The organism is Labrys neptuniae, assembly GCF_040797145.1.
GTDB lineage: Bacteria > Pseudomonadota > Alphaproteobacteria > Rhizobiales > Labraceae > Labrys > Labrys neptuniae.
Genome location: NZ_JBFNQD010000031.1, coordinates 14,943 through 39,946, shown reverse-complemented (window position 1 = coordinate 39,946; position 25,004 = coordinate 14,943). Strand labels below are relative to the sequence as shown.

Below are 25,004 nucleotides of genomic sequence, written 5' to 3'. Positions count from 1 at the left end.
TGCACACGGTCTCTCGCCCGCACCCATCCTGACACAGTCTAACTACACAGGGTGCACGGGCATCCTGCCCGTTCTTGCCCTCCCACCAATGTCGCGTTTCCAAGAACGGGCATTGCGACATGCAAACATGTCGCCCTGATGCCCGTGCGCCCGGAGGCACTTTCAGCATGGAACGATTCCAATTGATCGTAGGCAGCGGCGCGAAAAGCGACTACATCAGGGCCAAACCGGCGGCGCCCCGGCACCGCCTTGGCCTGTTCTGATCCGGAGATCCTCTCCATGCCTGCCGATTCCGCTTCCAATTCACGCTATCCCCATGTGCCGCTGTTTCCCCTGGGAGCGGACGAGACACCCTATCGCAAGCTGACCAGCGAGGGCGTGCGGGTCGAGAAGCTCGGCGGCAGCGAGATCCTGCAGGTCGATGGCGAGGCGCTCAGGCTCTTGGCCGAGCAGGCCTTCATGGACATCAATCACCTGCTGCGCCCCGGCCATCTCCAGCAATTGCGCAACATCCTCGAAGACCCCGAGGCGACCGACAATGACCGCTTCGTCGCCTATGACCTCCTCAAGAATGCCAATATCGCCGCCGGCGGCGTGCTGCCCATGTGTCAGGATACCGGCACGGCGATCGTGATGGCCAAGAAGGGCCGCAAGGTCTGGACGGACGGTGAGGACGAAGGCGCCATCGCCCAGGGCATCCGCGATGCCTATGAGAAGAAGAACCTGCGCTATTCGCAGCTGGCGCCGCTGTCGATGTTCGAGGAGAAGAACACCAAGACCAATCTGCCGGCCCAGATCGACATTTCCGCGGAAGGGGAGGAGGCCTACAAGTTCCTCTTCGTCGCCAAGGGCGGCGGCTCGGCGAACAAGACCTTCCTCTACCAGGCCACGCCCTCGATCCTGTCCAAGGACCGCCTGATCGCCTTCCTGAAGGAAAAGATCCTCACGCTCGGCACCGCGGCCTGCCCGCCCTATCATCTGGCCGTGGTGATCGGCGGCACCTCCGCCGAACTCACGCTGAAGGCGGTGAAGCTGGCCTCGGCGCGCTATCTCGACAGCCTGCCCACCGAGGGCTCCGAACTCGGCCATGCCTTCCGCGACCTCGAACTCGAGAAGGAAGTGCACAAGCTCACCCAGTCGCTCGGCGTCGGCGCCCAGTTCGGCGGCAAGTATTTCTGCCACGACGTTCGCGTCATCCGCCTGCCGCGCCACGGCGCCAGCCTGCCGATCGGCCTTGGGGTTTCCTGCTCGGCCGACCGCCAGGCCATGGGCAAGATCACCCGGGACGGCGTCTTCCTGGAGGAACTCGAGCACAATCCGGCGCGCTTCCTGCCCGAGATCGACGAGAGCAAGCTCGGCGGAGCGGTGGTGAAGATCGATCTCAACCAGCCGATGTCCAATATCCTGGAGACCCTGTCGCGCCATCCGGTAAAGACGCGTGTGTCGCTGACGGGGCCCATCATCGTGGCCCGTGACCTCGCCCATTCCAAGCTGCGCGAACGGCTGGAAGCGGGGGGAGGGCTGCCCGACTACCTCAAGAACCACCCGGTCTATTACGCCGGCCCGGCCAAGACGCCGGCCGGCTATGCCTCCGGCTCCTTCGGCCCCACCACGGCGGGCCGGATGGATAGCTATGTCGACCAGTTCCAGGCGGCTGGCGGCTCGATGGTGATGCTGGCCAAGGGCAACCGCTCCGCCCAGGTCCGCGAGGCCTGCGCCAAGCATGGCGGCTTCTATCTCGGCTCGATCGGCGGCCCGGCCGCGCGCCTCGCCCAGGACTGCATCAAGAAGGTCGAGGTGCTCGAATATCCCGAACTCGGGATGGAGGCGGTCTGGCGCATCGAGGTCGAGGACTTCCCGGCCTTCATCGTCATCGACGACAAGGGCAACGACTTCTTCAAGGAACTCAACCTCGGTTGAGTTCGCTCATCCCCACTTTTTCGGCGAGGCCTCTTCCTGAAAAGGGAGGGGCCTTTTTCATGCACGTCTTGCGTGCTGTTGCGAATTCGCAACTGTCATGGACAAAGCCCTTTTGTGTCAGAACGGTGACTCACCTTAACATTGTGTAATGTCTCGCCTGGGAGGAAAGCTTCGATATCGCGGTGCACAACGACCGCGCCTCTTCGGTATGCCCAATATTGCTTTGCCGGCTTGCCGAAGAGAGAGGCCCTTTTGAAAGGGTCGACTTATGAGATCGAGGTATTTCCATGTCTATTCGTGCAATTTTACTCGGTGCTGGTGCCGGATTTCTTAGCATTGTTGCGGCTTCTGCCGCGGACTTGCCGATGAGCAAGGGCGAGGCCGTCGAATATGTGAAGGTATGTACGGCGTTTGGTCCGGGCTTCTTCTATATTCCGGGTACCGATACCTGCCTGAAGATCAGCGGCCAGATCCGCGCCGACTATTGGTTCGCGCAAGCGCCCAGCAATGCCACGGGCAAGCGCAACATCAGCCAGACGCAGTTCCGGACCAATGCCCGCATCCGCTTCGATGCGCGCACCCAGACCGATTGGGGCATGCTGCGCTCCTTCTTCGAACTCCAGGCCGAGTCGAACGCGGGTGCGGCTACGCATGACACCTTCCAGGTACGCCAGGCCTATCTGCAGTTCGGCGGCTTGACGGCCGGTTATGCCTGGTCGCCCTATGCCTTCTACGACCCCAATTATCAGGCCGAGTTCTTCGCGCCCTATTTCGGCGAGCAGGGCCGACGCAACCTGATCAGCTATACGGCGCAGTTCGACAAGGCCTACGCCACCCTGTCGATCGAAGACGGCCGCGATCACCGTGCCAATGCCTCGGTCTACGGAAACAATGTCGTGGTCGACGGCGTCACGGTTGCCGGTGGCGTCGGCGGTGCCCAGATGCCGGATATCGTCGGCGTCATCGGCTATGACGACAACAAGAACGGGTGGGGCCGTTTCCAGGTGATGGGCGCCCTTCATCAGAATCGCAGCGCAACGGCCGGCTACAGTACGAAATATGGCTATTCGATCGGTGTTGGCGGCAACGTCAACCTACCGGTTCTCGAGGGCGCCTATATCGCAGCCGAAGCGAGTTACGCGGACGGAGCGGTGAAATATCTCGGCGTCGGTGGTTCCCAGCCGAACGGCTCGTCCACCCTGGGCTTTGGAGGCACGGACGCCTACATAACCAACGGCGCGATCCATGATCTCGATAGCGCCAAGGGCTTTGCCGTGCAGGGCGAGGCCGGTCTCAACGTGACCAAGAACCTGCAGGCCATCCTGTTCGGCGGCTATCTGCACTTCGACGCACCGCGCATCGCGTCCAATATCACCGACAATTTCAACTACTATGTCGTTGGCGGTCAGGTGAACTACACCGTGGTCAAGGGCTTCATCGCCGGTGCCGAAGTCTGGTACCAGAACAAGGACCCGGAAGGGCTGAACAGCAAGACGGTTGACGCCGTCGGTGCCGGCGTGCGCTTACGCCGTACCTTCTGACCTGGTTTATACAGGTGGAAACATGAACGCCGCGCTCACGAAGGAGCGCGGCGTTTCGCATCTGGTGTCCGGTCAGTTCTGGTTGGCCGGGGTGAGATCGGTGCCGTTCAGGCGGCCGATATAGTCGGTGAGCATCGGCACGTAGCGCTCCGCACCGCCGGCGGCCATCGCCACGCCGAACGAGTTCTTCACCGCATTGCCGATCGGATTGACCAGCCCGGCCGCATCCGCCATCGCCTCCAGATAGGTCAGGTCCTTGAAGGCATTGGCGATGGTGAATTTGTGGGCGTTCTCGTCACCCTCCAGCACCCAGCGCGAGAAGGTCTGGTAGAAGCCGCAATCCATGCGCCCGCCGCGAATGACGCTGTCGAAACGCTTGGGCGTGATACCGACCTTCTGCGACAAGGCGAGGGCCTCAGCATAGAGGGCGGCATAGCCCAGCGACACGAAATTGTTGAGCAGCTTCATGCGATGACCGTCACCCGTGCCGCCGATATGCACGATGCGTCCGGCCCAGGTCGATATCACCGGCTTGAGGCGCTCGAACAGGGCGTCGCTGGCGCCGATCATGGTGTCGAGCGTGCCTTCCCAGGCCTCCTTTGGCGTGCGGCCGAGCGGAGCATCGGCATAGTCGATGCCGGCTTCGGCGAGTTCGGCAGCGAGCGCCAGGGTCGAGTTCGGATCGGAAGTCGAGCAGTCGACGACGACGGAGCCCGGCTTCAGGCCGGCCTTGAGCCCGTCGGGACCCCGTATCAGTGCTTCGACCTGCCGCGAGCCGGTGACGCACAGGAAGACGATGCTGGAAGCGGCGCCGATCTCGCGCGGGGTCTTGGCTTCCTTTGCGCCGCGCGCCACGAGATCCTCCACCGGCGCTCTGTTGCGATGCCCCATCACCGTCAGCGCATAGCCCTTCTCCACGATATTCTTGGCCATGCCATGGCCCATATAGCCGACTCCGATGAAGCCGACGCTTTCCTGCGCATTCGTCATTGCAATCGTCCCGTTTCCTGTCCCGCATTTGCCGATCGGGTTGCCGGCGCATCCTGCCGGCGAGGAGTTTGGACGGGGAGGGCCTTGGGGCGCAAGCCTGATCGGTGCAATGGTATGATGATTTATCGCAAGCCGCCCGGTGATCAGCCTTTGTTAAATAAGAAATTTGAGAACAAAAATAGAACTTGCGTTAACGAGAACAAAATGGGTACATAGCGCCACGGGGCTTCGAATTGCGACAAGATTGCAGCCCGGTGTTGGAAATTGATTGGTCCGGATGACGAATCCGTTCGTGCTTGATAGGGAAACGGGCATATGAGTCAGACGCAGCTGCGCTTGGTCGAAGGAAGCTCCATGGACAAGACGAAGGCGCTCGACGCCGCCCTATCACAGATCGAACGCTCCTTCGGCAAGGGCTCGATCATGCGGCTCGGCAAGGGTACCAAGACGATGGAGGTGGAGGCGATCTCCACCGGTTCTCTTGGTCTCGACATCGCGCTCGGTGTCGGCGGCCTGCCCAAGGGCCGGGTCATCGAGATCTACGGGCCGGAATCCTCGGGCAAGACCACGCTGGCGCTGCATAGCGTCGCCGAGGCCCAGAAAAGGGGCGGTGTCTGCGCGTTCATCGACGCCGAACATGCGCTTGATCCGGTCTATGCCCGCAAGCTCGGCGTCAATCTCGATGAATTGCTGATCTCGCAGCCCGACACCGGCGAGCAGGCGCTCGAGATCTGCGACACGCTGGTGCGCTCGGGTGCGATCGACGTCATCGTGATCGACTCCGTCGCGGCGCTGACGCCCAAGGCCGAAATCGAAGGCGAGATGGGTGATGTGCAGCCAGGCCTGCAAGCCCGCCTGATGAGCCAGGCGCTGCGCAAGCTGACGGCCTCGATCGGGCGTTCCAACTCGATGGTCATCTTCATCAACCAGATCCGCATGAAGATCGGCGTGATGTATGGCAGCCCGGAAACCACCACGGGCGGCAACGCCCTGAAATTCTACGCCTCGGTCCGCCTCGACATCCGCCGTATCGGTGCGATCAAGGACAGGGAAGAGGTGGTCGGCAACCAGACCCGCGTGAAGGTGGTCAAGAACAAGGTGGCGCCGCCCTTCAAGCAGATCGAATTCGACATCATGTATGGCGAGGGCGTCTCGAAGGTGGGCGAACTGATCGATCTCGGCGTCAAGGCCGGCGTGGTCGAGAAGTCCGGTGCCTGGTTCAGCTATGAGAGCCAGCGCCTCGGCCAGGGCCGGGAGAACGCCAAGCAGTTCCTCAAGGACAATCCGGATGTCGCCGACAAGATCGAGGGCCAGATTCGCCAGAATGCCGGCCTGATCGCCGAACGCATCCTCGACAATATCGATCCGGCGGACGCCGAGGACGATTGAGGCGGCTGCCGTCCCCCGCAGGTTCGGGGAGCGATCCTTGCCGCTTGGTCCTGAAAAACCCGCCTGTCAGGCCCGGCAGGCGGGTTTTTCGTGAATGAGCGCCTCGACAGGCCGAAACAGCCTCGCTACAACGCCCCACCACCATGATTGCTGGCCAGGCCGTAAGGAAGGGACCAGCCAAACAGGCACTTGGGCCAAATAGGCAAATTGGGCATGAGCGGCGTCAACGAGATCCGATCCACCTTCCTCGACTATTTCGTGCGGAACGGCCACGAGGCCGTGGCGTCCTCGCCGCTGGTGCCGCGCAACGATCCGACCCTGATGTTCACCAATGCCGGCATGGTGCAGTTCAAAAACGTCTTCACCGGCATCGAGAAGCGTCCCTATTCGCGCGCCGCGACTTCGCAGAAATGCGTACGCGCCGGCGGCAAGCACAATGATCTCGACAATGTCGGCTATACGGCCCGGCATCACACCTTCTTCGAGATGCTCGGAAACTTCTCCTTCGGCGACTATTTCAAGGATCGCGCGATCGAACTCGCCTGGAACCTGATCACCAAGGATTTCGGCCTGCCGGCGTCCAAGCTCCTGGTGACGGTGTTCTCCGAGGATGACGAGGCCCATCGGCTGTGGAAGAAGATCGCCGGACTGCCGGATGACCGCATCATCCGCATCCCGACCTCAGACAATTTCTGGCGCATGGGCGATACCGGCCCCTGCGGTCCGTGCTCGGAAATCTTCTACGATCACGGCGACCACATCTGGGGTGGCCCGCCCGGCTCGCCGGACGAGGATGGCGACCGCTTCATCGAGATCTGGAACCTCGTCTTCATGCAGTTCGAGGAACTGGTGGGCGGCGAGCGTGTCAACCTGCCGCATCCCTCGATCGATACCGGCATGGGTCTCGAGCGCATCGCCACCGTGCTGCAGAACAAGCACAACAATTACGACATCGATCTCTTCCAGGCCCTGATCCGTGCGTCGGTCGAGGCGATCGGCGTGCCGGCCGAGGGCCCGGCTCTGGCCAGCCACCGCGTCATTGCCGACCATCTGCGTGCTTCCTCCTTCCTGGTCGCCGACGGCGTGCTGCCATCGAACGAGGGCAGGGGCTATGTGCTGCGTCGCATCATGAGGCGCGCCATGCGCCACATCTCCCTGCTCGGCGCCAAGGAACCCGTCATGTGGAAGCTGGTGCCGGCACTGGTGCGCGAGATGGGCGCCGCCTATCCCGAGCTCGTGCGGGCCGAAGCCCTGATCAGCGAGACCCTGCGCCTGGAGGAAACCAGTTTCCGGCGCACGCTGGAGCGGGGCCTTGCCTTGCTCGACGCCGAGACCTTGAAGCTCGGCGACGGCCAGGTCTTCTCGGGCGATGTCGCCTTCACCCTCTACGATACCTATGGCTTCCCGCTCGACCTCACGCAGGATGCGCTGCGCGCCCGCAACATTTCGGTCGATCTCGAGGGCTATCAGGCCGCCATGCAGCAGCAGAAGGCCAAGGCGCGCGCCGCCTGGGCCGGATCGGGCGATGCGGCCACCGAGACCGTCTGGTTCGGCCTGCGCGAGCAGGTCGGCGCCACCGAATTCCTCGGCTATGAGACGGAGAGCGCCGAAGGCGTGGCGTTGGCCCTGGTCAAGGACGGCAAGCCGGTCGATCAACTGGCGCAGGGTGACAAGGGCTTCCTGATCCTCAACCAGACGCCATTCTATGGCGAGTCCGGCGGCCAGCAGGGCGATACGGGCACGGTGCAGGCGACGGGCTTGAAGGTGGCGGTGACCGACACCCAGAAGAAGCTCGGCGATCTGTTCGTGCATGCCGTCACCGTCGAGGAGGGCACGCTCAAGGTTCAGGAGCCGCTCGAACTCGTCGTCGACCATGTCAGGCGTTCCGCGATCCGGGCCAATCACTCGGCCACGCATCTGCTGCATGAGGCGCTGCGCCTGACGCTGGGAGATCACGTCGCGCAGAAGGGCTCGCTGGTGGCGCCCGACCGTCTGCGCTTCGACTTCTCGCATCCCAAGCCGATCTCGGACGAGGAGATCAAGGAGATCGAGGACCTTGCCAATGCCATCGTGCTCGACAACAGCGAGGTCACCACGCATCTGATGAGCGTGGACGATGCGATCGCCTCCGGTGCCCGCGCGCTGTTCGGCGAGAAATACGGCGACGAGGTTCGTGTCGTCTCGATGGGCCAGCGCCAGCCCGGCTCGAACAAGGCCGATTCTTCAAACAAGGCTTGGTCGGTGGAACTGTGCGGCGGTACCCATGTGCGGCGCACCGGTGATATCGGCCTGATCCGCATCGTCTCCAACGGCGCTGTCGCGGCCGGCGTGCGCCGCATCGAGGCGATGACGGCGGAGGGGGCTCGCCAGCATTTGGTCAATGAGAGCCGCCTGCTTCAGGGCCTGGCCGACGTGCTGCGTACGCCCGTGGCGGAAGCGGGCGATCGCCTAGCCACCCTGGTCGAGGAGAACCGCAAGCTCGAACGCGAACTGACCGAGGCGCGCAAGAAGCTCGCCATGGGCGGCGGCGGGGGCGACAGCGAGATCCGCACGGTCGGCAAGACGAGGCTGCTGGCCAAGGCCGTCACCGGTATCGAGCTGAAGGACCTCAAGGCGCTGGCGGACGAGGGCAAGAAGCAGGTGGGTTCGGGCGTCGTCGCCATCGTGGCGACCTCCGAGGACGGCCGTGTCGGCCTCGTCGTCGGCGTGACGGCGGACCTGACCGACAGCTTCAATGCCGTCGATCTCGTGCGCAAGGGTTCCGAGGCGCTCGGCGGCAAGGGCGGTGGCGGACGGCCCGACATGGCGCAGGCCGGCGGCCCCGATGGGTCCAAGGCCCAGAGTGCGCTCGATGCCATCGCCGCGGCGCTGGCCGAGGGCTGAGCCGATGGCCCAGCCCAACACGCCGAACTGGATGAGGCCGCTCTGGGTCCGGGTGCTGCTCTGCGTGCTGCCCGCGGCCTGGGCCGGGGTCGAGCTCTACAATGGCAACCAGTTCTGGGGCCTGATGTTCGCGGCCGTTGCTGCCTATGGGCTGTGGACCCAGGTCATTCAATACCGTCCGCCGGAAGAGTGATACCGGCGGACTTTAATCCCTTTCGATCGGAGCGAGCATGAGCGCCTTTCCCGTCTATGCTTTCGACAATGCCATCGTGCGCCTGCCGCCGGTGAGCGTGACCCAGGGCCTGCGGGCCGAGGATCGTGGTGCGCCGACCCATGAGGGCGTCACGACCGAGCATCGTCTCTACATCGAGGCCTTGCAGGCCGCAGGGGTTGCCGTCGAAGTTCTGCCTGCCCTCGAGGCGTTTCCGGATTCGCTGTTCGTGGAGGATCCGGCCCTGGTGTTTCCCGAGGGAGCGATCCTGCTGCGGGTCGGCGCCCAGAGCCGTTTCGGCGAGACGGCGGAGATCACGCCCGTGTTGCGCGCGCGCTTCAAGAAGGTCCTGGCGTTGCAGGGGCCCGGTTTCGTCGATGGTGGCGACGTGCTGGTGACGCCCCAGGCGGTGATGATCGGCCTCTCCGACCGCACCACGCGGGAAGGGGCGGAGGAGCTGATTGCTCTGCTGGCCGAACTCGGCCGCAAGGGCGTCGTCGTCACCACGCCGCCAGGCGTCCTGCATTTCAAGTCCGACTGTTCGCTGCTCGACGACACCACCATGCTGTCGACCGCCCGTCTCGCCGCCTCCGGTGTGTTCGAGGGCATGCGGGTGCTGCTGACGCCGGAAGGCGAGGAGGCGGGTGCCAACGCGCTCAGGGTGAACGACCGGGTCTTCGTCGGCATCGATTATCCGCGTACGGCGGCCCTGCTTGAAGCCGAGGGCTATAGCGTCGTCCGGCTGCCGACTTCGCAGATCGCCAAGATCGACGCGGGCCTGTCCTGCATGTCGCTACGCTGGCACGGCTGAAATCCGGCACCCGCGAAAAGGGTGGCTTGGAGTGTCGACCTCTGGTCGACACTCTTGGATAGGCTGCATCTGTCGGCTGGAGGTCGTCGACCTCGCGCCATCAAGTGCCGTAACTGCGAGGCCGGCACTCCGTGATGCGCCGCCTCAGTGCGGCTTCACCGTCTTGGCGAAACCGGCCTCCAGGCGCCGGTAGATGGCTTCGATCACCAGCGTGGTGATGAGGTAGCCGATCGCCACCACCAGCAAAGGCGTATAGGTGATCGCCTCGCGCGAGCGGATGATGTTGATCTGGCCCAGGAGATCCTGGACGCTGACCAGATAGGCGAGGGCGGTCGATTTCAGGCAGAGCACGGTCTCGCCGGCAAAGGTCGGCATCATCGCCTGCATGGCGCGGGGCAGCCAGATGCGACGCACCAGCGCAAAACCACGAAAGCCATAGGCCCGCGCCGCTTCCAGTTCGCCGCGCGGGACCGACAGCAGCGCGCCGCGTACGACTTCTCCGACATAGCCGCCCACGCTCAGCACCAGGGCGAAGATGACGTAATAATAGCCGTCCTTCAGGACCGGCCAGATGAAGGATTGCCGGATGCCGGGGATGGCGGGAAAGAGCGAGCCCAGGCCCTGGTAATAGACGAACATCTGCACAAGCAGGGGCGTGCCGCGGATGACCGACACGAAGCTGGAGGCGATGGCATAGATCAGCTTGTTCTTGGAAACCCGGCCGAAGCCCACCAGCACCGCCAGGGGAAAACCGAAGAGCAGCGAGAAGAACAGCAGTTTCAGCGTGGTGAAGAAACCGCTGAGGATGGCCGGCCAATATTTGCCGATCCAGCCGAAATTCTCGAAAAACCAGCTTGCCAGATCCGCGGACATGGTCACCCCAGCTTGGGAGTCCAGCGCCGGATGTGACGCTCGAACATTTTGATGAAGATGTTGGAGAATTGCGTCAGCGCGTAATAGATCGCGCCGCAGAGCAGCAGGAAGGGGAAATACATGCGCGTCGAGGCCGCCGCCTGCACGGCCGTGAAGGTGAGCTCGTTGTAGCCGACCACGAAAATCAGGGCCGAATCCTTCAGCATGGTCATCCAGAGATTGGTCAGGCCGGCAAAAGCGAAGGGAATCATCAAGGGCAGGATGACGCGCCGGAACAGGCCGAAGCCATGCATGCCATAGGCGCGGGCCGCCTCGATCTGCCCCTTCGGCAAGGCAAGTACGGCGCCGCGCAGGATCTCCGAGGTATAGGCGCCATTGACCACGCCGAGCACGGTGATGGCGGCGAAGAAGCCGCCGATTCCCAGCGTGCCGTAGCCGAGCCAGGCCATTAGGGCATTGAGCCCCTGCTGACCGGCATAATAGAGGATCAGGATCAGCAGCACCTCGGGCACGGCACGGCAGATGGTGGAATAGCCATTGGCGAGCGCGACCAGCCAGCGCGGCCCGCGCAATTTGGCCCAGGCGACCAGGCCGCCGATGACAAGGCCGGTCAGATAACCGCCGACCGAGATTTCGATGGTGATGACCAGGCCCTGGAGCAACGATACGCCCCATCCGGACATCAGGAGATTCCAGAAAGCTTCCACGCCCGACCCCGCAGGAAGAAAAGGCGCCGGCCCGAATTCTCAGGCCGGCTGGAGAAAGCCCGGTTCAGTTCAGCAGGAGCGAACCGGACTGCCTATCTCACTTCGGCGGCGTGCCGACGTCGTACTTGAAGTATTTCTTCTGGATCGTGTCGAATTCGCCATCGGCATAGACCGCCTTGATGCCGGCATCGAGCTTGGCCTTCAGATCGGTATCCTCCTTGCGGAGGCCACCACCGACACCGGCTTCGAACACAGGATCCTTGGGGAACTGCTTCATCTCGCAGCATTGGCCGTCCTTGCCGGCCAGGAAGTCGTCGAGTGCGGCGGCGTCGGCCATCACCAGGTCAAGACGGCCGGCCGCGAGGTCGGCATTGGCGGCGTCCTGCGTGCCATAGCTCTTGATGTCGGCGTCGGGGTAGGTCTTCTGGACATATTGGGCGTGGATGGTGCTGGTCTGCACGCCGATCGACTTGCCCTTCATGCCCTCCGGCGTGAAGTCGAACTTGTCGGCCTTGTTGCCGATGAATTCGGGGGGCGTGTTGTAGTAGCGGATGGTGAAGCCGATCTGGGCGGAGCGCTCCGGCGTGATTGTCATGGAAGCCCAGATCACGTCGATCTTCTTGGCGATCAGGGCGGGGATGATGCCGTCCCAGGCCGTGGCGACGATCTCGCAATCGAGCTTGGCGGCCTTGCAGACGGCCTTGGCCAGATCGACCTCGAAGCCGACCCACTGGCCGGAGGCGTCCTTTGAAGCGAAGGGCGGGTAGGGCTCGGCCGCGACGCTGACCTTGATGGTATCGGCCTGGGCCGAGGCGAAGGCCACGCCGCAAAAGAAAGCGGTCGCCATAAGGAGTTTGGCGCTGAAGTGTTTCATTTTGGTCCCCTGATAGATAGCTGTTTTTTCTAGATTTTCTTGGATTGTCGTACCTGATGCGCGAGTTCTGGTGCCCTCCTGCCCCCCGAACTTTTCCGTCAAGCGGAAACGCTTGCCTCGCAGGCCGCCCTAGTGCTGGCGCGGCGTGACGAATTGACGGCAACGCTCGCTGTTGGGGTTGCCGAACACCTTCTGGGGTGGACCCTCCTCCTCGACATTGCCGTTGTAGAGATACATCACATGGTTGGCGACATCGCGGGCGAAGGCCATTTCATGGGTCACCAGCAGCATGGTGCGGCCCTCTGCGGCGAGATCGCGGATGACCTTGAGCACCTCGCCGACCAATTCCGGGTCGAGCGCCGAGGTCGGTTCGTCGAACAGCATCACCTTGGGTCGGATGGCAAGGGCGCGAGCGATCGCTGCGCGCTGCTGCTGGCCGCCGGAGAGAAAGGCGGGATAGACGTCCTTCTTGGCGTAGAGGCCGACCTTGTGCAGCAATTGCTCGGCATGGGCGATCGCCTCGGCCTTGCTTTCGCCGAGAACATGCACCGGTGCTTCGATGACGTTTTCGAGCACCGTGCGGTGCGCCCACAGGTTGAAGCTCTGGAACACCATGCCCAGGCGGCTGCGAATGCGCTGGAGCTGCTTCTGATCGGCGACCGACATGGCGCCATGGCCGTCCGGCTTCAGGCGAATCTCCTCGTTCCCGATCAGGATGCGGCCGGAATTGGGAACCTCGAGCAGATTCGTGCAGCGCAGCATCGTGCTCTTGCCCGAGCCCGACGCTCCGATCAGGGCGATGACATCGCCTTCATGGGCCGTAAGGGAAACGCCTTTGAGGACTTCCAGGAGGCCGAAACTCTTGTGAATATTGTCGAGTTGAACAACGGGTGTCCGGCTCGCTCCCGCTTGTGGGGCGTCCTCTGGCATAAAGCGACCTCTTCTGACGTTCGGCTGCCCAGAACTGTATCAGCCATTTCAGTTTGCACAAGGTGCGGGCAGCCACTCTTGTCGATAACGACATGCTCTGGTCTTTATCCGCTGCATGCGATAGGCAGGGCCTAAACTGGAACCCTGCCTATGTCGCTTGCCGCCTCCATCCGCAAAGTCCTGGTGCCGATCAACCGCGAAGGCTACCCTTTCCTGGCGATCGCGGGCGTAGCCACGCTGATTGCGCTGGGATGGATCAAGGTTCTGTTCTGGCCACTTTTGATCATCACGGCCTGGGTCGCCTACTTCTTCCGCGATCCACAGCGGGTGACGCCGGTGCGCGAGGGGCTGGTGGTCTCGCCTGCCGACGGCGTGGTCAGCCAGATCGCCAACGTGCTGCCGCCGCCCGAACTGGGGCTGGCCAGCCAGTCCCTGCTGCGCGTTTCCATCTTCATGAACGTCTTCGATTGCCATGTGAACCGTAGCCCGGTGACGGGAACGATCACCAAGATCGCCTACAAGCCGGGCAAGTTCCTCAATGCCGATCTCGACAAGGCCAGCGAGGACAATGAGCGCAACGGCTTCATCATCGATACCGGTGCCACCCGCTACGGCGTGGTGCAGATCGCCGGCCTTGTGGCGCGGCGCATCGTCTGCTGGACCAATGAGAACGAGCATGTCGCCGTCGGCCAGCGCCTGGGCATGATCCGCTTCGGTTCGCGTGTCGACGTCTATCTGCCGGAAGGGGTGCGCCCCCTGGTCGGCATCGGCCAGAAGATGGTGGCCGGAGAAACGATCCTGGCGGATGCCAATGCGGCGATGCCGAATCTGACCCATCGCGTCGGCTGACCATGGACCCGCTCTTCCCGCCTTTCCAGCCAGGAAGTCCGGATCCGGAGGGCCCGAGGCGGCGTGCCATTCCGCTGCGCGTGCTGATCCCCAACATGATCACGCTGCTCGCGCTTTGCGCGGGCATGACGGCCATTCGCCTGGCCATCGAGAACAAGCTCGACCTCGCCATCGGCTGCATCGTGGTCGCGGCGCTGCTGGACGGTGTCGACGGACGCGTGGCGCGCTATCTCAAGGGCACCTCGAAATTCGGGGCGGAACTCGATTCGCTTGCCGATTTCGTAAATTTCGGCGTGGTTCCCGGCATCGTCCTTTATTTCTGGGGATTGCACGATCTGCGATCGATCGGCTGGATCGGCTCGCTGGTCTTCGCCATTTGCATGGTGCTGCGTCTCGCCCGCTTCAACGTGACCAGCGGCGATCCCAACCGGCCGGCCTTCCAGGCGAACTTTTTTACCGGCATGCCTGCGCCGGCCGGGGCCTGCACGGTGCTGTTGCCGATCTATCTCGATTTCCTCGGCCTCACCCATGAGCCGAGCCATGCCAAATATGAGCTCGCCTATGTGCTGCTCATCGCCTTCCTGATGATCTCCACCATCCCCACCTTCTCGGGCAAGAAGCTGGGCAACCGCATTCCGCGCGAATGGGTGCTGCCGATCTTCGTGGTGGCCGTGGTGGTGGTGATGCTGCTGGCGCTCTATCCCTGGGAGTCGCTGACCTCGCTTACCGTCGCTTATCTGGCGACCATTCCCTTCGGCGTCATCTATTACCGCAAGCAGGCCAAGGCCTATCAGGCCTCGCTACAGGCGCAGCGGAAGGGCGAGTAAATCCTGCTGGAGCGCGGACATCCTGTCCGCTCTTCCTTTTTAGCATGCACGGTGTTTGCCGAACGAAAGAGCGGACAGGATGTCCGCGCTCCGAGATCATATCGGCCTTGCCAGCACGTGCTTCTTCTTGCCGAGCGACAGCTTGATCACGCCATCGGCGGTGACGTCGGCCTTGGTAAGCACGGCCTTGGGATCGCTGATCGCCGCGTCGTTGACCCTGAGGCCGCCGCTGGCGATCTGGCGGCGCGCCTCGCTGGTCGATGGAACCAGGCCCGCCTGCACGAAAGCGTTGAGGACACCGACGCCCTCGGCTAGGCCCGCCAGTTCGAAGCTCGGCAGGTCGCCAGCCAGCGTGCCTTCCTCGAAGGTCTTGCGCGCGGTCTCCTCGGCCGCGTCGGCCTTGTCGCGGCCATGGACGAGGGCGGTCGCCTCGGTGGCCAGGCGCTTCTTGGCCTCGTTGATCTCCGAGCCGCCGAGGGCGGCAAGACGGGCGATCTCGTCGAGCGGCAGGGTGGTGAACAGCTTGAGGAAGCGCTCGACATCGGCGTCCTCCGTGTTGCGCCAGTACTGCCAGTAGTCATAGGCCGAGAGCATGTCCTCGTTGAGCCAGACCGCGCCGGCGGCCGTCTTGCCCATCTTGGCGCCCGAGGCCGTGGTCAGCAGCGGGCAGGTGAGGGCGTAGAGCTGGGGCGTGCCCATGCGGCGGCCGAGATCGATGCCGTTGATGATGTTGCCCCACTGGTCGGAGCCGCCCATCTGCAGTGCACAGCCGTAGCGCCTGGAAAGCTCCACGAAATCATAGGCTTGCAGGATCATGTAATTGAATTCGATGAAGGAAAGTTCCTGCTCGCGGTCGAGCCTGAGTTTCACCGAATCGAAGGACATCATGCGATTGACCGAGAAGTGGCGGCCGATGTCGCGCAGCATCTCGATATAGTTGAGCTTGGTCAGCCATTCGGCGTTGTCGACCAGGATGGCCCGCTCGTCGGAATAGTCGATGAACTTGTCATAGACCTTGAGGATGCTGTTCTTGTTCTCCTCGATCTGCTCGAGCGGCAGGATGCGGCGGGTTTCGTCGCGGCCGGACGGGTCGCCGACGCGGGTGGTGCCGCCGCCCATCAGGGTGATGGGGCGGTGCCCGGTTTTCTGCAGCCAATGCAGCATCATGATCGGCACGAGATGGCCGATATGCAGCGAACTTGCCGTCAGGTCGACGCCGACATAGGCGGTCAGGCGCTCGCTGGCAGCCTTCTGGTCGAGGCCTTCCAGATCCGACACCTGGTGGATGAAGCCGCGCTCGGTAAGGGTGCGCAGGAAATCGGATTTTAACGCGGTCATGGCAAACGCTTTCAAACGGCTTATAGGTGTCTAGAGCAAAGCGCGTTTGGACGGAACGTCCGTTTGCTCTAGCTCTTTGGTTCGATGCGTCTTTGCGATTCTTGGCGTGTCCGCCAGTTCACAAAACGCTTTAAGCGCCCTCTAACAGGTTTGTCGGCGCTTTGGTACAGGGTGACCGCGAAATCGGGTGATTTGCGCATGAAGACGATGATGACGGCACTCGGGCTGATGTCCGGAACCTCGATGGACGGCATCGATGCCGCCCTGATCGAGACCGACGGCGAGGGTGCCGTCGAGATGGGACCGACAGTCGAGCTCGCCTATAGCGAGGATGAACGCAGCCTGCTGCGACAAGCCCTGGCCGATGCAGTGGCGATGAAACGCCGCAACGAGCGTCCCGGCGCCCTGGTGGCGGCCGAGCAGCTGATCACCCGCAAGCATGCCGACGTCGTCTCCGATTTCCTCAAGGCCCATGATCTCAGCCCCGATGATATCGATGTCATCGGCTTCCATGGTCAGACGGTGCTGCACCGCCCGCAAGAGCGGCTGACCGTGCAGCTCGGCGACGGCCAGGCGCTCGCCGACAGCCTCGGCATCCAGACCGTCTATGACATGCGGGCCGCAGACGTCGCCGAGGGCGGGCAGGGTGCGCCGCTGGTGCCGGTCTACCATCAGGCCCTGGTGCAGGCCGCCAAGCTCGCTGGTCCCGTCGCCGTGCTCAATCTCGGCGGTGTCGGCAATGTCAGCTATGTTGCAACGGGGCGCGATCCCATTGCCTTCGACACCGGTCCTGCCAACGCGCTGATCGACGATCTGATGATGGAGCGAACCGGCATCGCCCTCGATCAGGACGGGCGGCAGGCCCTGGCCGGAAAGGTCGACGAGACCGTGCTCGGCCAGTTGATGGCACATCCCTATTTCGGTGAAGCACCGCCCAAATCGCTCGACCGCAACGCCTTTTCCCGCGAGGCGGTTATGAGCCTGGCCACGCCCGATGCGGTGGCGACGCTGGCCGCCTTCACGGCCCGCAGCGCGGCGGCGGCACGGCAATGGCTGCCCGCCGAGCCGAAATTGTGGATCGTCTGCGGCGGCGGCGCCCGCAATCCGGCAATCCTCAACTTCCTGCGCGCCGAGACCGGTGTGCCCGTGCGAACGGCCGACGAGTTCGGCTGGTCGGCGTCGATGATGGAGGCACAGGCCTTTGCCTATCTCGCGGTTCGATCCCTGAAGGAATTGCCCTTGACCTTTCCCTCCAGCACCGGCGTCCGCAAGGCGCTCACCGGCGGCATTCTTGCCGTGCCGGGCCAGAAGCGGGCAAGCGCATGATCGGTCGCCTCAATCACGTCGCCATCGCGGTGCGCGACCTCGGTGCCGCGACCGCCGTCTATCGCGATACGCTCGGCGCGCATGTCTCGCAGCCCCAGGCGTTGCCCGAGCATGGCGTCACCGTCGTCTTCATCGAATTGCCCAACACCAAGATCGAACTCCTGGCGCCCCTGGGCGAGGCCTCGCCGATCGCGCGGTTTCTCGAGAAGAACCCAGATGGGGGCATGCATCACATCTGCTACGAGGTCGACGACATCCTCGCCACGCGGGACCAGCTGAAACAGGCGGGCGCGCGGGTGCTGGGCGATGGCCAGCCCAAGATCGGCGCCCACGGCAAGCCGGTCCTGTTCCTGCATCCGAAGGATTTCTCGGGCACGCTGGTGGAATTGGAGCAGGTTTGAAGCGCGACTTCCTTCTCCCGCAAGGGGAGGAGGCAAGCTCGCTTCGTTCGTTTTGCTAGGGAGTTCCCGGCTTAGCCGTTGCTCTTGCGCCGGATCGGCGTGAGCAGGAAGGACGGCACGTGATCGCCCATGCCGATCACCACCGGACCATCGTCCTCGTCGCGCCGATGCGGCCTGGAGGATTGCGGACGGCGCTGCTCGGAGGTCGGCTGCGGTTCGTGGCGCGGAGCCTTGGGAGCCTCGTCGCGCTCGCGTGGGGGCTTGGCCTCGCGGCCCTTGCCGTGCTGGCGCGGTTCCTCGGCCTTGCCGCCGCGCTCACGGCGCCCACGCCGCGGCTTGGCGTGGATTTCTTCCTCGTCGTCGCCCTCGATCGGCGGCGGATCGCCGGTGAAGGGGATCTTGTTGCCCGTAAGGGTCTCGATGGCGGAGACATGCTTGCCATCGGCGGAGCTAACCAGCGTGAACGCCCAGCCCGAACGGCCGGCGCGGCCGGTGCGGCCGATGCGGTGGACATAGTCGTCGGCGTGGACCGGCACGTCGAAATTGAAGACATGGCTGACGTCGGGAATGTCGAGACCGCGTGCGGCGACGTCCGAAGCCACCAGGATCGGCATCTCGCCATTGCGGAAGCTGTCGAGCGCGGCCATGCGGGCGCGCTGGTCCATGTCGCCATGCAGCGCGACGGCGCCGAAGCCATGGCGCACCAACGAGCGATGCAGGATGGCGACTTCCGACTTGCGATTGCAGAAGACGATGGCGTTCTTGAGGTTCTCCGCCGACCGGATCAGGCGGCGCAGGGTCACGCGCTTTTCGGCGGGGGGCGACTTGGTGTGCACCAGTGCCTGGGTGATGGTGGCGGCGGCGGTGGCAGGCCGGGCGACCTCCACCTGCACCGGATTGTGCAGGAACTGGTCGGTGATGCGCTTGATCTCGGCCGGCATCGTCGCGGTGAAGAACAGGGTCTGCCGGGTGAAGGGCACCAGCTTGCAGATGCGCTCGATGTCGGGAATGAAGCCCATGTCGAGCATGCGGTCGGCTTCGTCGATGACGAGCAGCTCCACGCCGGTGAGCAGCAGCTTGCCGCGCTCGACGTGATCGAGCAGGCGGCCGGGCGTGGCGATCAGCACGTCGACGCCGCGCGTGATCTTGGCATCCTGGTCGCCGAAGGAGACGCCGCCGATCAGGAGGGCGACCGACAGGCCGCTCTTGCTGCCATAGCGGTCGAAATTCTCCTGGACCTGGGCCGCCAATTCACGGGTCGGCTCCAGGATCAGCGTGCGCGGCATGCGGGCGCGGGCTCGCCCCTTTTCCAGCAGCGTCAGCATGGGCAGCGTGAAGGCTGCCGTCTTGCCCGTGCCCGTCTGGGCGATGCCGAGCACGTCACGGCGTTGCAGCACGTGAGGAATGGCCTGGGCCTGGATGGGCGTAGGATTGGCGTATCCGGCCGCTTCCACGGCGGCGAGGACCTTTGAAGAGAGACCGAGTTCAGCGAAGCTCATTGCGGAAATGTCGAACCAACAGAGGCCGCCCCGATCGGACGGCGGAGGGCGGCTCGCATCGCCGCACGAACAAACAGGGCCCTATCGGGTGGGGCCCGGACGGCGCGACCATAGAGTTAGGCGAGGAAATGTCAATGGTTTTGCCGGCCAAAGCCACCGTTTTCGCTTGATTTTCAGGGCTTTCTCGCCGGTTTGCTGCTTGATAGGCGCTTTTGGCGATGATCAGACGGCAGGATTGCATGCTCGAGCAGCCGGGACGACGATTATTCCCTTACGTCAATTCAGCGGTGGCGAAGCAATGGCAGCCTGCGATTTGGTGGAGACATTCGAAATGACAAAATTAAGTGAAAACAATGAGTTAGAAAATAAGCGCTCAGCTCTGAATGCAGTTGGCTCCGACAAGACACGGAAAACAAAAAGGCGGGCATTGGCCCGCCTTACTTCTGCATGATGATGAGCCGGCCTTATTCGGCCACGGTCTCGGCCTTCTTCTTGGCGGGCTTGACCGGAGGCTTGGCGGGCTTGGCTTCGGCGGTCTTGACCGGGCGGGGCTTGGGCTTCTTGACCACAGGGGCTTCCGTGGCATCGCCGAAACGCTCGTTGATCTTGCGTGCGATGGGATCGTCGCGCTGGGCTTCCGGATCCATCGGCAGGATGGTCTCGATCGGATCGGCCTGGTCGATCGACCCGGTCTGATCCTGGATGATCGGGAACTGCGGCGCGAGGGTGGGATTGGCCGCCGCCTGCATCGAATTGGCATCGGCAGGGGTTACAGGGGCAGGTGCAGCCGGTGCTGGAGCAAGATTGGCAATGACCGGCGTCGTCACGGGGGCCGGGGCTGCCACCGCCGCGACCTCGGCAGGCGCAGCCGGTGCCGCGTGGATCGAGCGGGCCGTGTCGATGGCGCCGACGAAAGCGACGAAACCGGCGGCGACCAGGGCGCCTTCGCGCTTCAGTTTCCAGTGGTGGCGGGCCCGGTAGGCAGTGTGCCAAAGCCAGCCGACAGTGATATCGACAGCACTTGCGACCAACATGACGAACTCCAACTCAACGCGACCTCAGTGAGAATCACTATTGCGCGTGATGGTGAAGAAAAACTTGCCAAGGCGAATCAAGCGCCAAGAAATTTTGCCGAGGCAAGTTTCGTCGAGTGGTCGCGGTGTCGGAGCGCGGACTTCCAGTCCGCTCTTGCATGAGGCAGACCGCAAAGAAGAAGCGGATATCGCGACATGTTTCCTGTCGCTGAGAAGTCCGCGCTCCAAGCTTTACAGCAGGGCGCGGATCTTGGCGGCGTGCTGGGCCAGGATGGCGTGATCCGCCATGGCGCGGGGGCGGACGGGAACGCCCGTCTTCATCGGCAGGATGTGGAAATGGATATGCGGCACTTCCTGCCCGCCCGAGACTTCCGAATGCAGGCGCAGCGTATGGCCGTCCGCGCCGAAGGCTTTGCAGGCGGCCAGGGAGACCTTCTGGGCGATCTGGGCGAGGTAGGCCAGTTCCTCCGGCTCCACGTCGAAGATGTTGCGGGCGGGCTTCTTGGGGATCACCAGGCTATGGCCGTCGACGATCGGCATGATGTCGAGGAAGGCGAGGGTACGATCGTCCTCGTAGAGCGTGTGGTTGGGAATTTCCCCACGCAGCAGCTTGGCGAAGATGTTGTCGGGATCATAAGCGGTCATACCCGCTATCCTTTCCTGAAGGGCGTTGCCTCGTCGAGAGCTTCATGGTGGGCCGCGACCTCGGCGCGCTCATGCGCGAGATAGTCGTCGACCGCCCGGCGAAAACCAGGATCGGCAATATAGTGGGCGGAATAGGTTGTCACGGGCCGGTAGCCACGTGCCAGCTTGTGTTCGCCCTGGGCTCCGGCTTCCACGCGCCGGAGGCGGCGTTCGATGGCAAACTCGATGGCCTGATGATAGCACACCTCGAAATGCAGGAAGGGGTGGTCCTCGATGCAGCCCCAGTTCCGGCCGTAAAGCGTATCGGAGCCGATGAAGTTGATGGCCCCGGCGATGTAGCGGCCCTCACGCCGCGCCATCACCAGCAGGACATGCTCGGCCATGGTTTCGCCGATGAGGGCGTAGAATTTGCGATTGAGGTAGGGGCGGCCCCATTTGCGCGAGCCTGTATCCATGTAGAAGGCGTAGAAGGCGTCCCAGGCCTCCTTGGTGATATCGGCCCCGGTCAGCCTCTCGATGGTGATGCCGTTCGCGAGCGCATCGCGGCGCTCGCGCTTGATGGTCTTGCGCTTGCGGGAGGCGAGGGAAGCCAGAAAGGCCTCGAAATCGCCATAGCCTTCGTTGAGCCAGTGAAACTGCTGGTCGGTGCGCTGCAGGAAGCCCTGGCCACCGAGCCACTGCCAGTCGTCATGGCCGATGAAGGTGGCGTGGATCGAGGAGCCGCCGATGGATGACAGGGCAGCCTTGGCACCCCTCACCAGGGCGGATGAAACGAGGGTCGGATCCTCGCCCGGCGCCACCAGGAAACGCCGGCCCGTCGCCGGCGTGAAGGGGATGCTCACCTGGAGCTTGGGGTAATATTGCCCGCCAGCCCGCTCATAGGCATCGGCCCAGCCCCAATCGAATACATACTCGCCCTGGCTGTGGCTCTTGCCATAGGCGGGCATGACGCCGGCGACCCGGTCGTCATGGGTGACGAACAGATGGAGGGGCGTCCAGCCGGAACGTCCCCCGACACAGCCGCTCGCCTCGAGAGCATGCAGGAAATCGTAGGAAATGAAGGGATTGAAGTGCTCGGCCGAGGGATCGGGAGCGGCTGCTTCATCCTCGGCGCCCGGGCGGCGCCCGGAAGGGCAATCCTGGGGCGCGGCGACGAGCGGATTGGCGCAGCGATCCCAGGCCTGGCGGCCGATGGCCTCGATCGAGGAAGCTGCCTTGATCGTAAAGCCCTGGTCGCTCAAGCTTGCATTCCCTCAACGGATACCTGTCCGGGGAATCTGGGCCTATTCGCGTCGAATGCAAGAGGCGCGGCCCGAGTTCCGTTGCCGCGCCCCCTATGCACGACCTCAGGCCACTTCGATCAGCGCCTCGACCTCGACGGTGGCATCGAGGGGAAGGGAGGGCACGCCCACGGTGGAACGGGCATGGCGTCCCTTGTCGCCGAAGACCTCGACCATCAGGTCGGAGGCGCCGTTCATCACCATCGGATGGGTGGTGAATTCCGGCGCTGCGGCAATGAAGCCGCCGAGGCGGACCACGCGCACCACATTGTCGAGCGAGCCGACGGCAGCCTTGATCTGCGCCAGGATGTTGATGGCGCAGTAACGGGCGGCGACACGGGCGTCCTCGACGGTGACCGTGCCGGTACCGAGCTTGCCGGTGGCGGCCAGCTTGCCCTCATTGTTGAAGCAGAGCTGGCCGGAGATCACGAGGTGATTGCCGGTGCGCACCGTGCCGACATAGTTGGCGACAGGAGCGACCGGGGTGGGCAGGGTGATGCCGAGTTCGGCAATGCGGGCGTCGATGACGGACATGGAGCGAACCTTTTCGGAGCGCGGACATCTTGTCCGCATCTGGGAACAGGGGGACAGCGGATGAAGTAGAGGAAGAGCGGGCATCGCGACACGCAAGCCTGTCGCTGAGAAGCCCGCGCTCCAGCGTCAGGCCATGGCCTTCTTGAGGTTCTCGTCGATCTTGTCGAGGAAGCCGGTGGTCGACAGCCAGCTCTGGTCGGGACCGACCAGCAGGGCCAGGTCCTTGGTCATGAAGCCGGTCTCGACGGTTGAGACGCAGACCTTCTCCAGCGTGGCGGCGAATTTGGCGAGCTCGGCATTGTCGTCGAGCTTGGCGCGATGGGCAAGGCCCCGCGTCCAGGCGAAGATCGAGGCGATGGAGTTGGTCGAGGTCTCCTTGCCCTTCTGGTGTTCGCGGTAGTGGCGCGTCACCGTGCCGTGGGCAGCTTCGGCTTCCACCGTCTTGCCGTCGGGGCTGAGCAGCACGGAGGTCATCAGCCCGAGCGAGCCGAAGCCCTGGGCCACGATGTCGGACTGCACGTCGCCGTCATAGTTCTTGCAGGCCCAGACATAGCCGCCCGACCATTTCAGCGCGGAAGCGACCATGTCGTCGATCAGGCGGTGCTCATAGGTCAGCTTGCGCTTGTCGAACTCGGCCTTGAATTCATTGGCGAAGACTTCGGCGAAGATGTCCTTGAAGCGCCCGTCATAGACCTTGAGAATGGTGTTCTTGGTCGACAGGTAGACCGGGAAATTGCGCTGCAGGCCGTAATTGAACGAGGCGCGCGCAAACTCGCGGATCGATTCGTCGAGATTGTACATGGCGAGCGCCACGCCGTCGCCCGGCGACTTGAAGACTTCCTTCTCGATCACCGAGCCGTCCTCGCCGACGAATTTGATGGTCAGCGTACCCTTGCCGGGGAAACGGAAGTCGGTGGCGCGATACTGGTCGCCGAAGGCATGGCGGCCGACGACGATGGGCTGAGTCCAGCCCGGTACCAGGCGCGGCACGTTGCGGCAGATGATGGGCTCGCGGAAGATCACGCCGCCGAGGATGTTGCGGATGGTGCCGTTGGGCGACTTCCACATCTCCTGGAGATTGAACTCCTTCACGCGGGCCTCGTCCGGCGTGATGGTGGCGCATTTCACGGCCACGCCATGGCGCTTGGTGGCCTCGGCTGCCTCGACGGTGACCCTGTCGCGGGTCTTGTCCCGGTTCTCGATGCTGAGGTCGTAATAGTCGAGCTGGAGGTCGAGATAGGGGAAGATCAGCTTGTCCTTGATCTGCTGCCAGATGATCCGGGTCATCTCGTCGCCGTCCATATCGACGACCGGATTGGCCACCTTGATCTTCGCCATCGTACAAGCCTCATTGATTGGGAAATATCGGCGGGGCTATAGCACCGCGATCCGGCTGGGGGAAGTTCGGCCGGCGATGGCGCCTGTTGTTTTTGCCGGGCAGAAAACGGGCGATTATTGGGAGGACTGCGCCTGCTTGGCCTCAGCGACCAGCTTGTCGTCGATCTCGCGGGCGCGGATGGCGGCGGGACGGCCGGCGATTCGCTGCCAATAGGCGGCGAGGGCCGGGCGCGGTTCGATCGTCTTGAACATCAGGCCCCAGCCGACCTGCGAGCCGAAATAGACGTCCGCCGCCGAGAAGCGATCGCCGGCGATGAACTCGTTCTGGGAGACGGCATAGTCGAGCGCGTCGATCACGTCGGCATAGCAGCCATAGCCGACCATGCGCTTGCGCTCGTCGGGGATCTCGATGTTCAACGCCTTGTTGGTCACTGCCGCCTCGACCGGGCCGGCCGCGAAGAACATCCAGCGATAATAGAGGCCGCGCTGCGGGGAGCCTGGTGGGGGCGCCAGTTCGGCCTGCGGAAAGGCATCGGCGAGATAGGCGCAGACGGCGCCGCCCTCGGTGACGACCACGCCGCGATGTGCAATCGCGGGTACCTTGCCCATCGGATTGAGGGCGAGATAGTCGGCCGATTTCATGCTGGTGCCGAAGTCGAGGATCTCGGTGCGATAAGGCTGGCCGGTTTCCTCGAGCATCCAGCGGGCAATGCGGCCGCGCGACATCGGATTGGTATAGAAGACGAGTTCATCGCTCATGGGGCTTGTCCTGCTGGAAGTGGTGGCGGGAGCATAGCCATGCAA

The 25,004-nt window shown here is 63.5% G+C and carries 23 protein-coding genes; 10 read left to right on the top strand and 13 right to left on the bottom strand.

Going from position 1 to position 25,004, the window contains the following annotated elements; all coding sequences use genetic code 11:
• Window positions 1–279: 279 nt before the first annotated feature.
• Both ABXS05_RS34135 and ABXS05_RS34130 read left to right on the top strand, forming a co-directional pair.
• A complete protein-coding gene (locus ABXS05_RS34135; RefSeq protein WP_311938682.1) occupies window positions 280–1,920 on the top strand; it encodes a fumarate hydratase in 1,641 nt (546 codons plus the stop codon).
• A 365-nt stretch (window positions 1,921–2,285) separates the two neighbouring features.
• Window positions 2,286–3,461, top strand: a complete 1,176-nt coding sequence (locus tag ABXS05_RS34130) for a porin (protein WP_311938683.1) — start codon at window positions 2,286–2,288, stop codon at window positions 3,459–3,461.
• 72 nt (window positions 3,462–3,533) lie between these two features.
• Here the strand turns inward: ABXS05_RS34130 and ABXS05_RS34125 are convergent, their stop codons facing one another.
• On the bottom strand, window positions 3,534–4,451 hold the full coding sequence (locus ABXS05_RS34125) for an NAD(P)-dependent oxidoreductase (protein ID WP_367626984.1): 918 nt from the start codon (window positions 4,449–4,451) through the stop codon (window positions 3,534–3,536).
• A gap of 315 nt (window positions 4,452–4,766) precedes the next feature.
• On the opposite strand from ABXS05_RS34125, the gene recA reads away from it, so the two are divergent.
• The 4 genes from recA (at window position 4,767) to ABXS05_RS34105 (ending at window position 9,745) form a co-directional block, all read left to right on the top strand.
• On the top strand, window positions 4,767–5,840 hold the full coding sequence (gene recA / locus ABXS05_RS34120; protein ID WP_311938687.1) for a recombinase RecA: 1,074 nt from the start codon (window positions 4,767–4,769) through the stop codon (window positions 5,838–5,840).
• A gap of 213 nt (window positions 5,841–6,053) precedes the next feature.
• A complete protein-coding gene (alaS, locus tag ABXS05_RS34115; protein WP_367626983.1) occupies window positions 6,054–8,723 on the top strand; it encodes an alanine--tRNA ligase in 2,670 nt (889 codons plus the stop codon).
• Between the two features lie 4 nt (window positions 8,724–8,727).
• Window positions 8,728–8,916 carry a DUF3329 domain-containing protein gene (locus ABXS05_RS34110; RefSeq protein ID WP_209430862.1) on the top strand — a complete coding sequence of 63 codons (189 nt, stop codon included), beginning with the start codon at window positions 8,728–8,730 and terminating at the stop codon, window positions 8,914–8,916.
• 37 nt (window positions 8,917–8,953) lie between these two features.
• A complete protein-coding gene (locus tag ABXS05_RS34105) occupies window positions 8,954–9,745 on the top strand; it encodes an arginine deiminase family protein (RefSeq protein ID WP_367626982.1) in 792 nt (263 codons plus the stop codon).
• A 144-nt stretch (window positions 9,746–9,889) separates the two neighbouring features.
• Here ABXS05_RS34105 and ABXS05_RS34100 read toward each other — a convergent pair whose 3' ends face one another.
• From ABXS05_RS34100 to ABXS05_RS34085, 4 genes are all read right to left on the bottom strand, one after another.
• Window positions 9,890–10,618: an ABC transporter permease subunit gene (locus ABXS05_RS34100; RefSeq protein ID WP_311938698.1), complete on the bottom strand. Its 729-nt coding sequence runs from the start codon at window positions 10,616–10,618 to the stop codon at window positions 9,890–9,892.
• A 2-nt stretch (window positions 10,619–10,620) separates the two neighbouring features.
• Complete coding sequence (locus ABXS05_RS34095) at window positions 10,621–11,301, bottom strand: ABC transporter permease (RefSeq protein WP_181161172.1); 681 nt, start codon at window positions 11,299–11,301, stop codon at window positions 10,621–10,623.
• A 121-nt stretch (window positions 11,302–11,422) separates the two neighbouring features.
• Entirely contained in the window at window positions 11,423–12,199 is a 777-nt protein-coding gene (locus tag ABXS05_RS34090; RefSeq protein ID WP_322429564.1) for a transporter substrate-binding domain-containing protein, read from the bottom strand.
• A gap of 129 nt (window positions 12,200–12,328) precedes the next feature.
• Window positions 12,329–13,129 carry an ABC transporter ATP-binding protein gene (locus ABXS05_RS34085; protein WP_068294866.1) on the bottom strand — a complete coding sequence of 267 codons (801 nt, stop codon included), beginning with the start codon at window positions 13,127–13,129 and terminating at the stop codon, window positions 12,329–12,331.
• 150 nt (window positions 13,130–13,279) lie between these two features.
• Between ABXS05_RS34085 and ABXS05_RS34080 the strand changes: the two genes are divergently transcribed.
• Together ABXS05_RS34080 and pssA are read left to right on the top strand one after the other, a co-directional pair.
• Entirely contained in the window at window positions 13,280–13,978 is a 699-nt protein-coding gene (locus ABXS05_RS34080) for a phosphatidylserine decarboxylase (protein ID WP_311938707.1), read from the top strand.
• Between the two features lie 2 nt (window positions 13,979–13,980).
• On the top strand, window positions 13,981–14,805 hold the full coding sequence (pssA, locus tag ABXS05_RS34075) for a CDP-diacylglycerol--serine O-phosphatidyltransferase (RefSeq protein ID WP_367626981.1): 825 nt from the start codon (window positions 13,981–13,983) through the stop codon (window positions 14,803–14,805).
• Between the two features lie 96 nt (window positions 14,806–14,901).
• Here pssA and tyrS read toward each other — a convergent pair whose 3' ends face one another.
• Complete coding sequence (gene tyrS, locus ABXS05_RS34070) at window positions 14,902–16,143, bottom strand: tyrosine--tRNA ligase (RefSeq protein ID WP_367626980.1); 1,242 nt, start codon at window positions 16,141–16,143, stop codon at window positions 14,902–14,904.
• 198 nt (window positions 16,144–16,341) lie between these two features.
• Here tyrS and ABXS05_RS34065 point away from each other — a divergent pair, with 198 nt between their 5' ends.
• Window positions 16,342–17,469 (top strand): anhydro-N-acetylmuramic acid kinase, encoded by a 1,128-nt coding sequence (locus tag ABXS05_RS34065; protein ID WP_367626979.1) that lies wholly within the window; start codon window positions 16,342–16,344, stop codon window positions 17,467–17,469.
• Entirely contained in the window at window positions 17,466–17,870 is a 405-nt protein-coding gene (gene mce / locus ABXS05_RS34060; RefSeq protein ID WP_367626978.1) for a methylmalonyl-CoA epimerase, read from the top strand. The genes ABXS05_RS34065 and mce overlap by 4 nt, the downstream gene beginning before the upstream one ends.
• A 71-nt stretch (window positions 17,871–17,941) precedes the next feature.
• Here the strand turns inward: mce and ABXS05_RS34055 are convergent, their stop codons facing one another.
• The 7 genes from ABXS05_RS34055 to ABXS05_RS34025 all read right to left on the bottom strand — a co-directional run bounded on the left by ABXS05_RS34055 (window position 17,942) and on the right by ABXS05_RS34025 (window position 24,959).
• The gene (locus tag ABXS05_RS34055; RefSeq protein ID WP_311938716.1) at window positions 17,942–19,369 is read right to left on the bottom strand and encodes a DEAD/DEAH box helicase; all 1,428 of its coding nucleotides are present in this window, start codon (window positions 19,367–19,369) and stop codon (window positions 17,942–17,944) included.
• Window positions 19,370–19,833: 464 nt separating this feature from the next.
• Entirely contained in the window at window positions 19,834–20,403 is a 570-nt protein-coding gene (locus tag ABXS05_RS34050) for a hypothetical protein (protein ID WP_367626977.1), read from the bottom strand.
• A 231-nt stretch (window positions 20,404–20,634) separates the two neighbouring features.
• Window positions 20,635–21,048: an HIT family protein gene (locus ABXS05_RS34045; RefSeq protein WP_068294889.1), complete on the bottom strand. Its 414-nt coding sequence runs from the start codon at window positions 21,046–21,048 to the stop codon at window positions 20,635–20,637.
• Between the two features lie 5 nt (window positions 21,049–21,053).
• Window positions 21,054–22,289, bottom strand: coding sequence for a GNAT family N-acetyltransferase (locus ABXS05_RS34040; protein WP_367626976.1), 1,236 nt, complete (start codon window positions 22,287–22,289; stop codon window positions 21,054–21,056).
• A gap of 105 nt (window positions 22,290–22,394) precedes the next feature.
• Window positions 22,395–22,862, bottom strand: coding sequence for a RidA family protein (locus ABXS05_RS34035; RefSeq protein ID WP_367626975.1), 468 nt, complete (start codon window positions 22,860–22,862; stop codon window positions 22,395–22,397).
• A gap of 126 nt (window positions 22,863–22,988) precedes the next feature.
• Complete coding sequence (locus tag ABXS05_RS34030; protein WP_367626974.1) at window positions 22,989–24,200, bottom strand: NADP-dependent isocitrate dehydrogenase; 1,212 nt, start codon at window positions 24,198–24,200, stop codon at window positions 22,989–22,991.
• A gap of 114 nt (window positions 24,201–24,314) precedes the next feature.
• The gene (locus tag ABXS05_RS34025; protein ID WP_367626973.1) at window positions 24,315–24,959 is read right to left on the bottom strand and encodes a glutathione S-transferase family protein; all 645 of its coding nucleotides are present in this window, start codon (window positions 24,957–24,959) and stop codon (window positions 24,315–24,317) included.
• Window positions 24,960–25,004 lie beyond the last annotated feature (45 nt).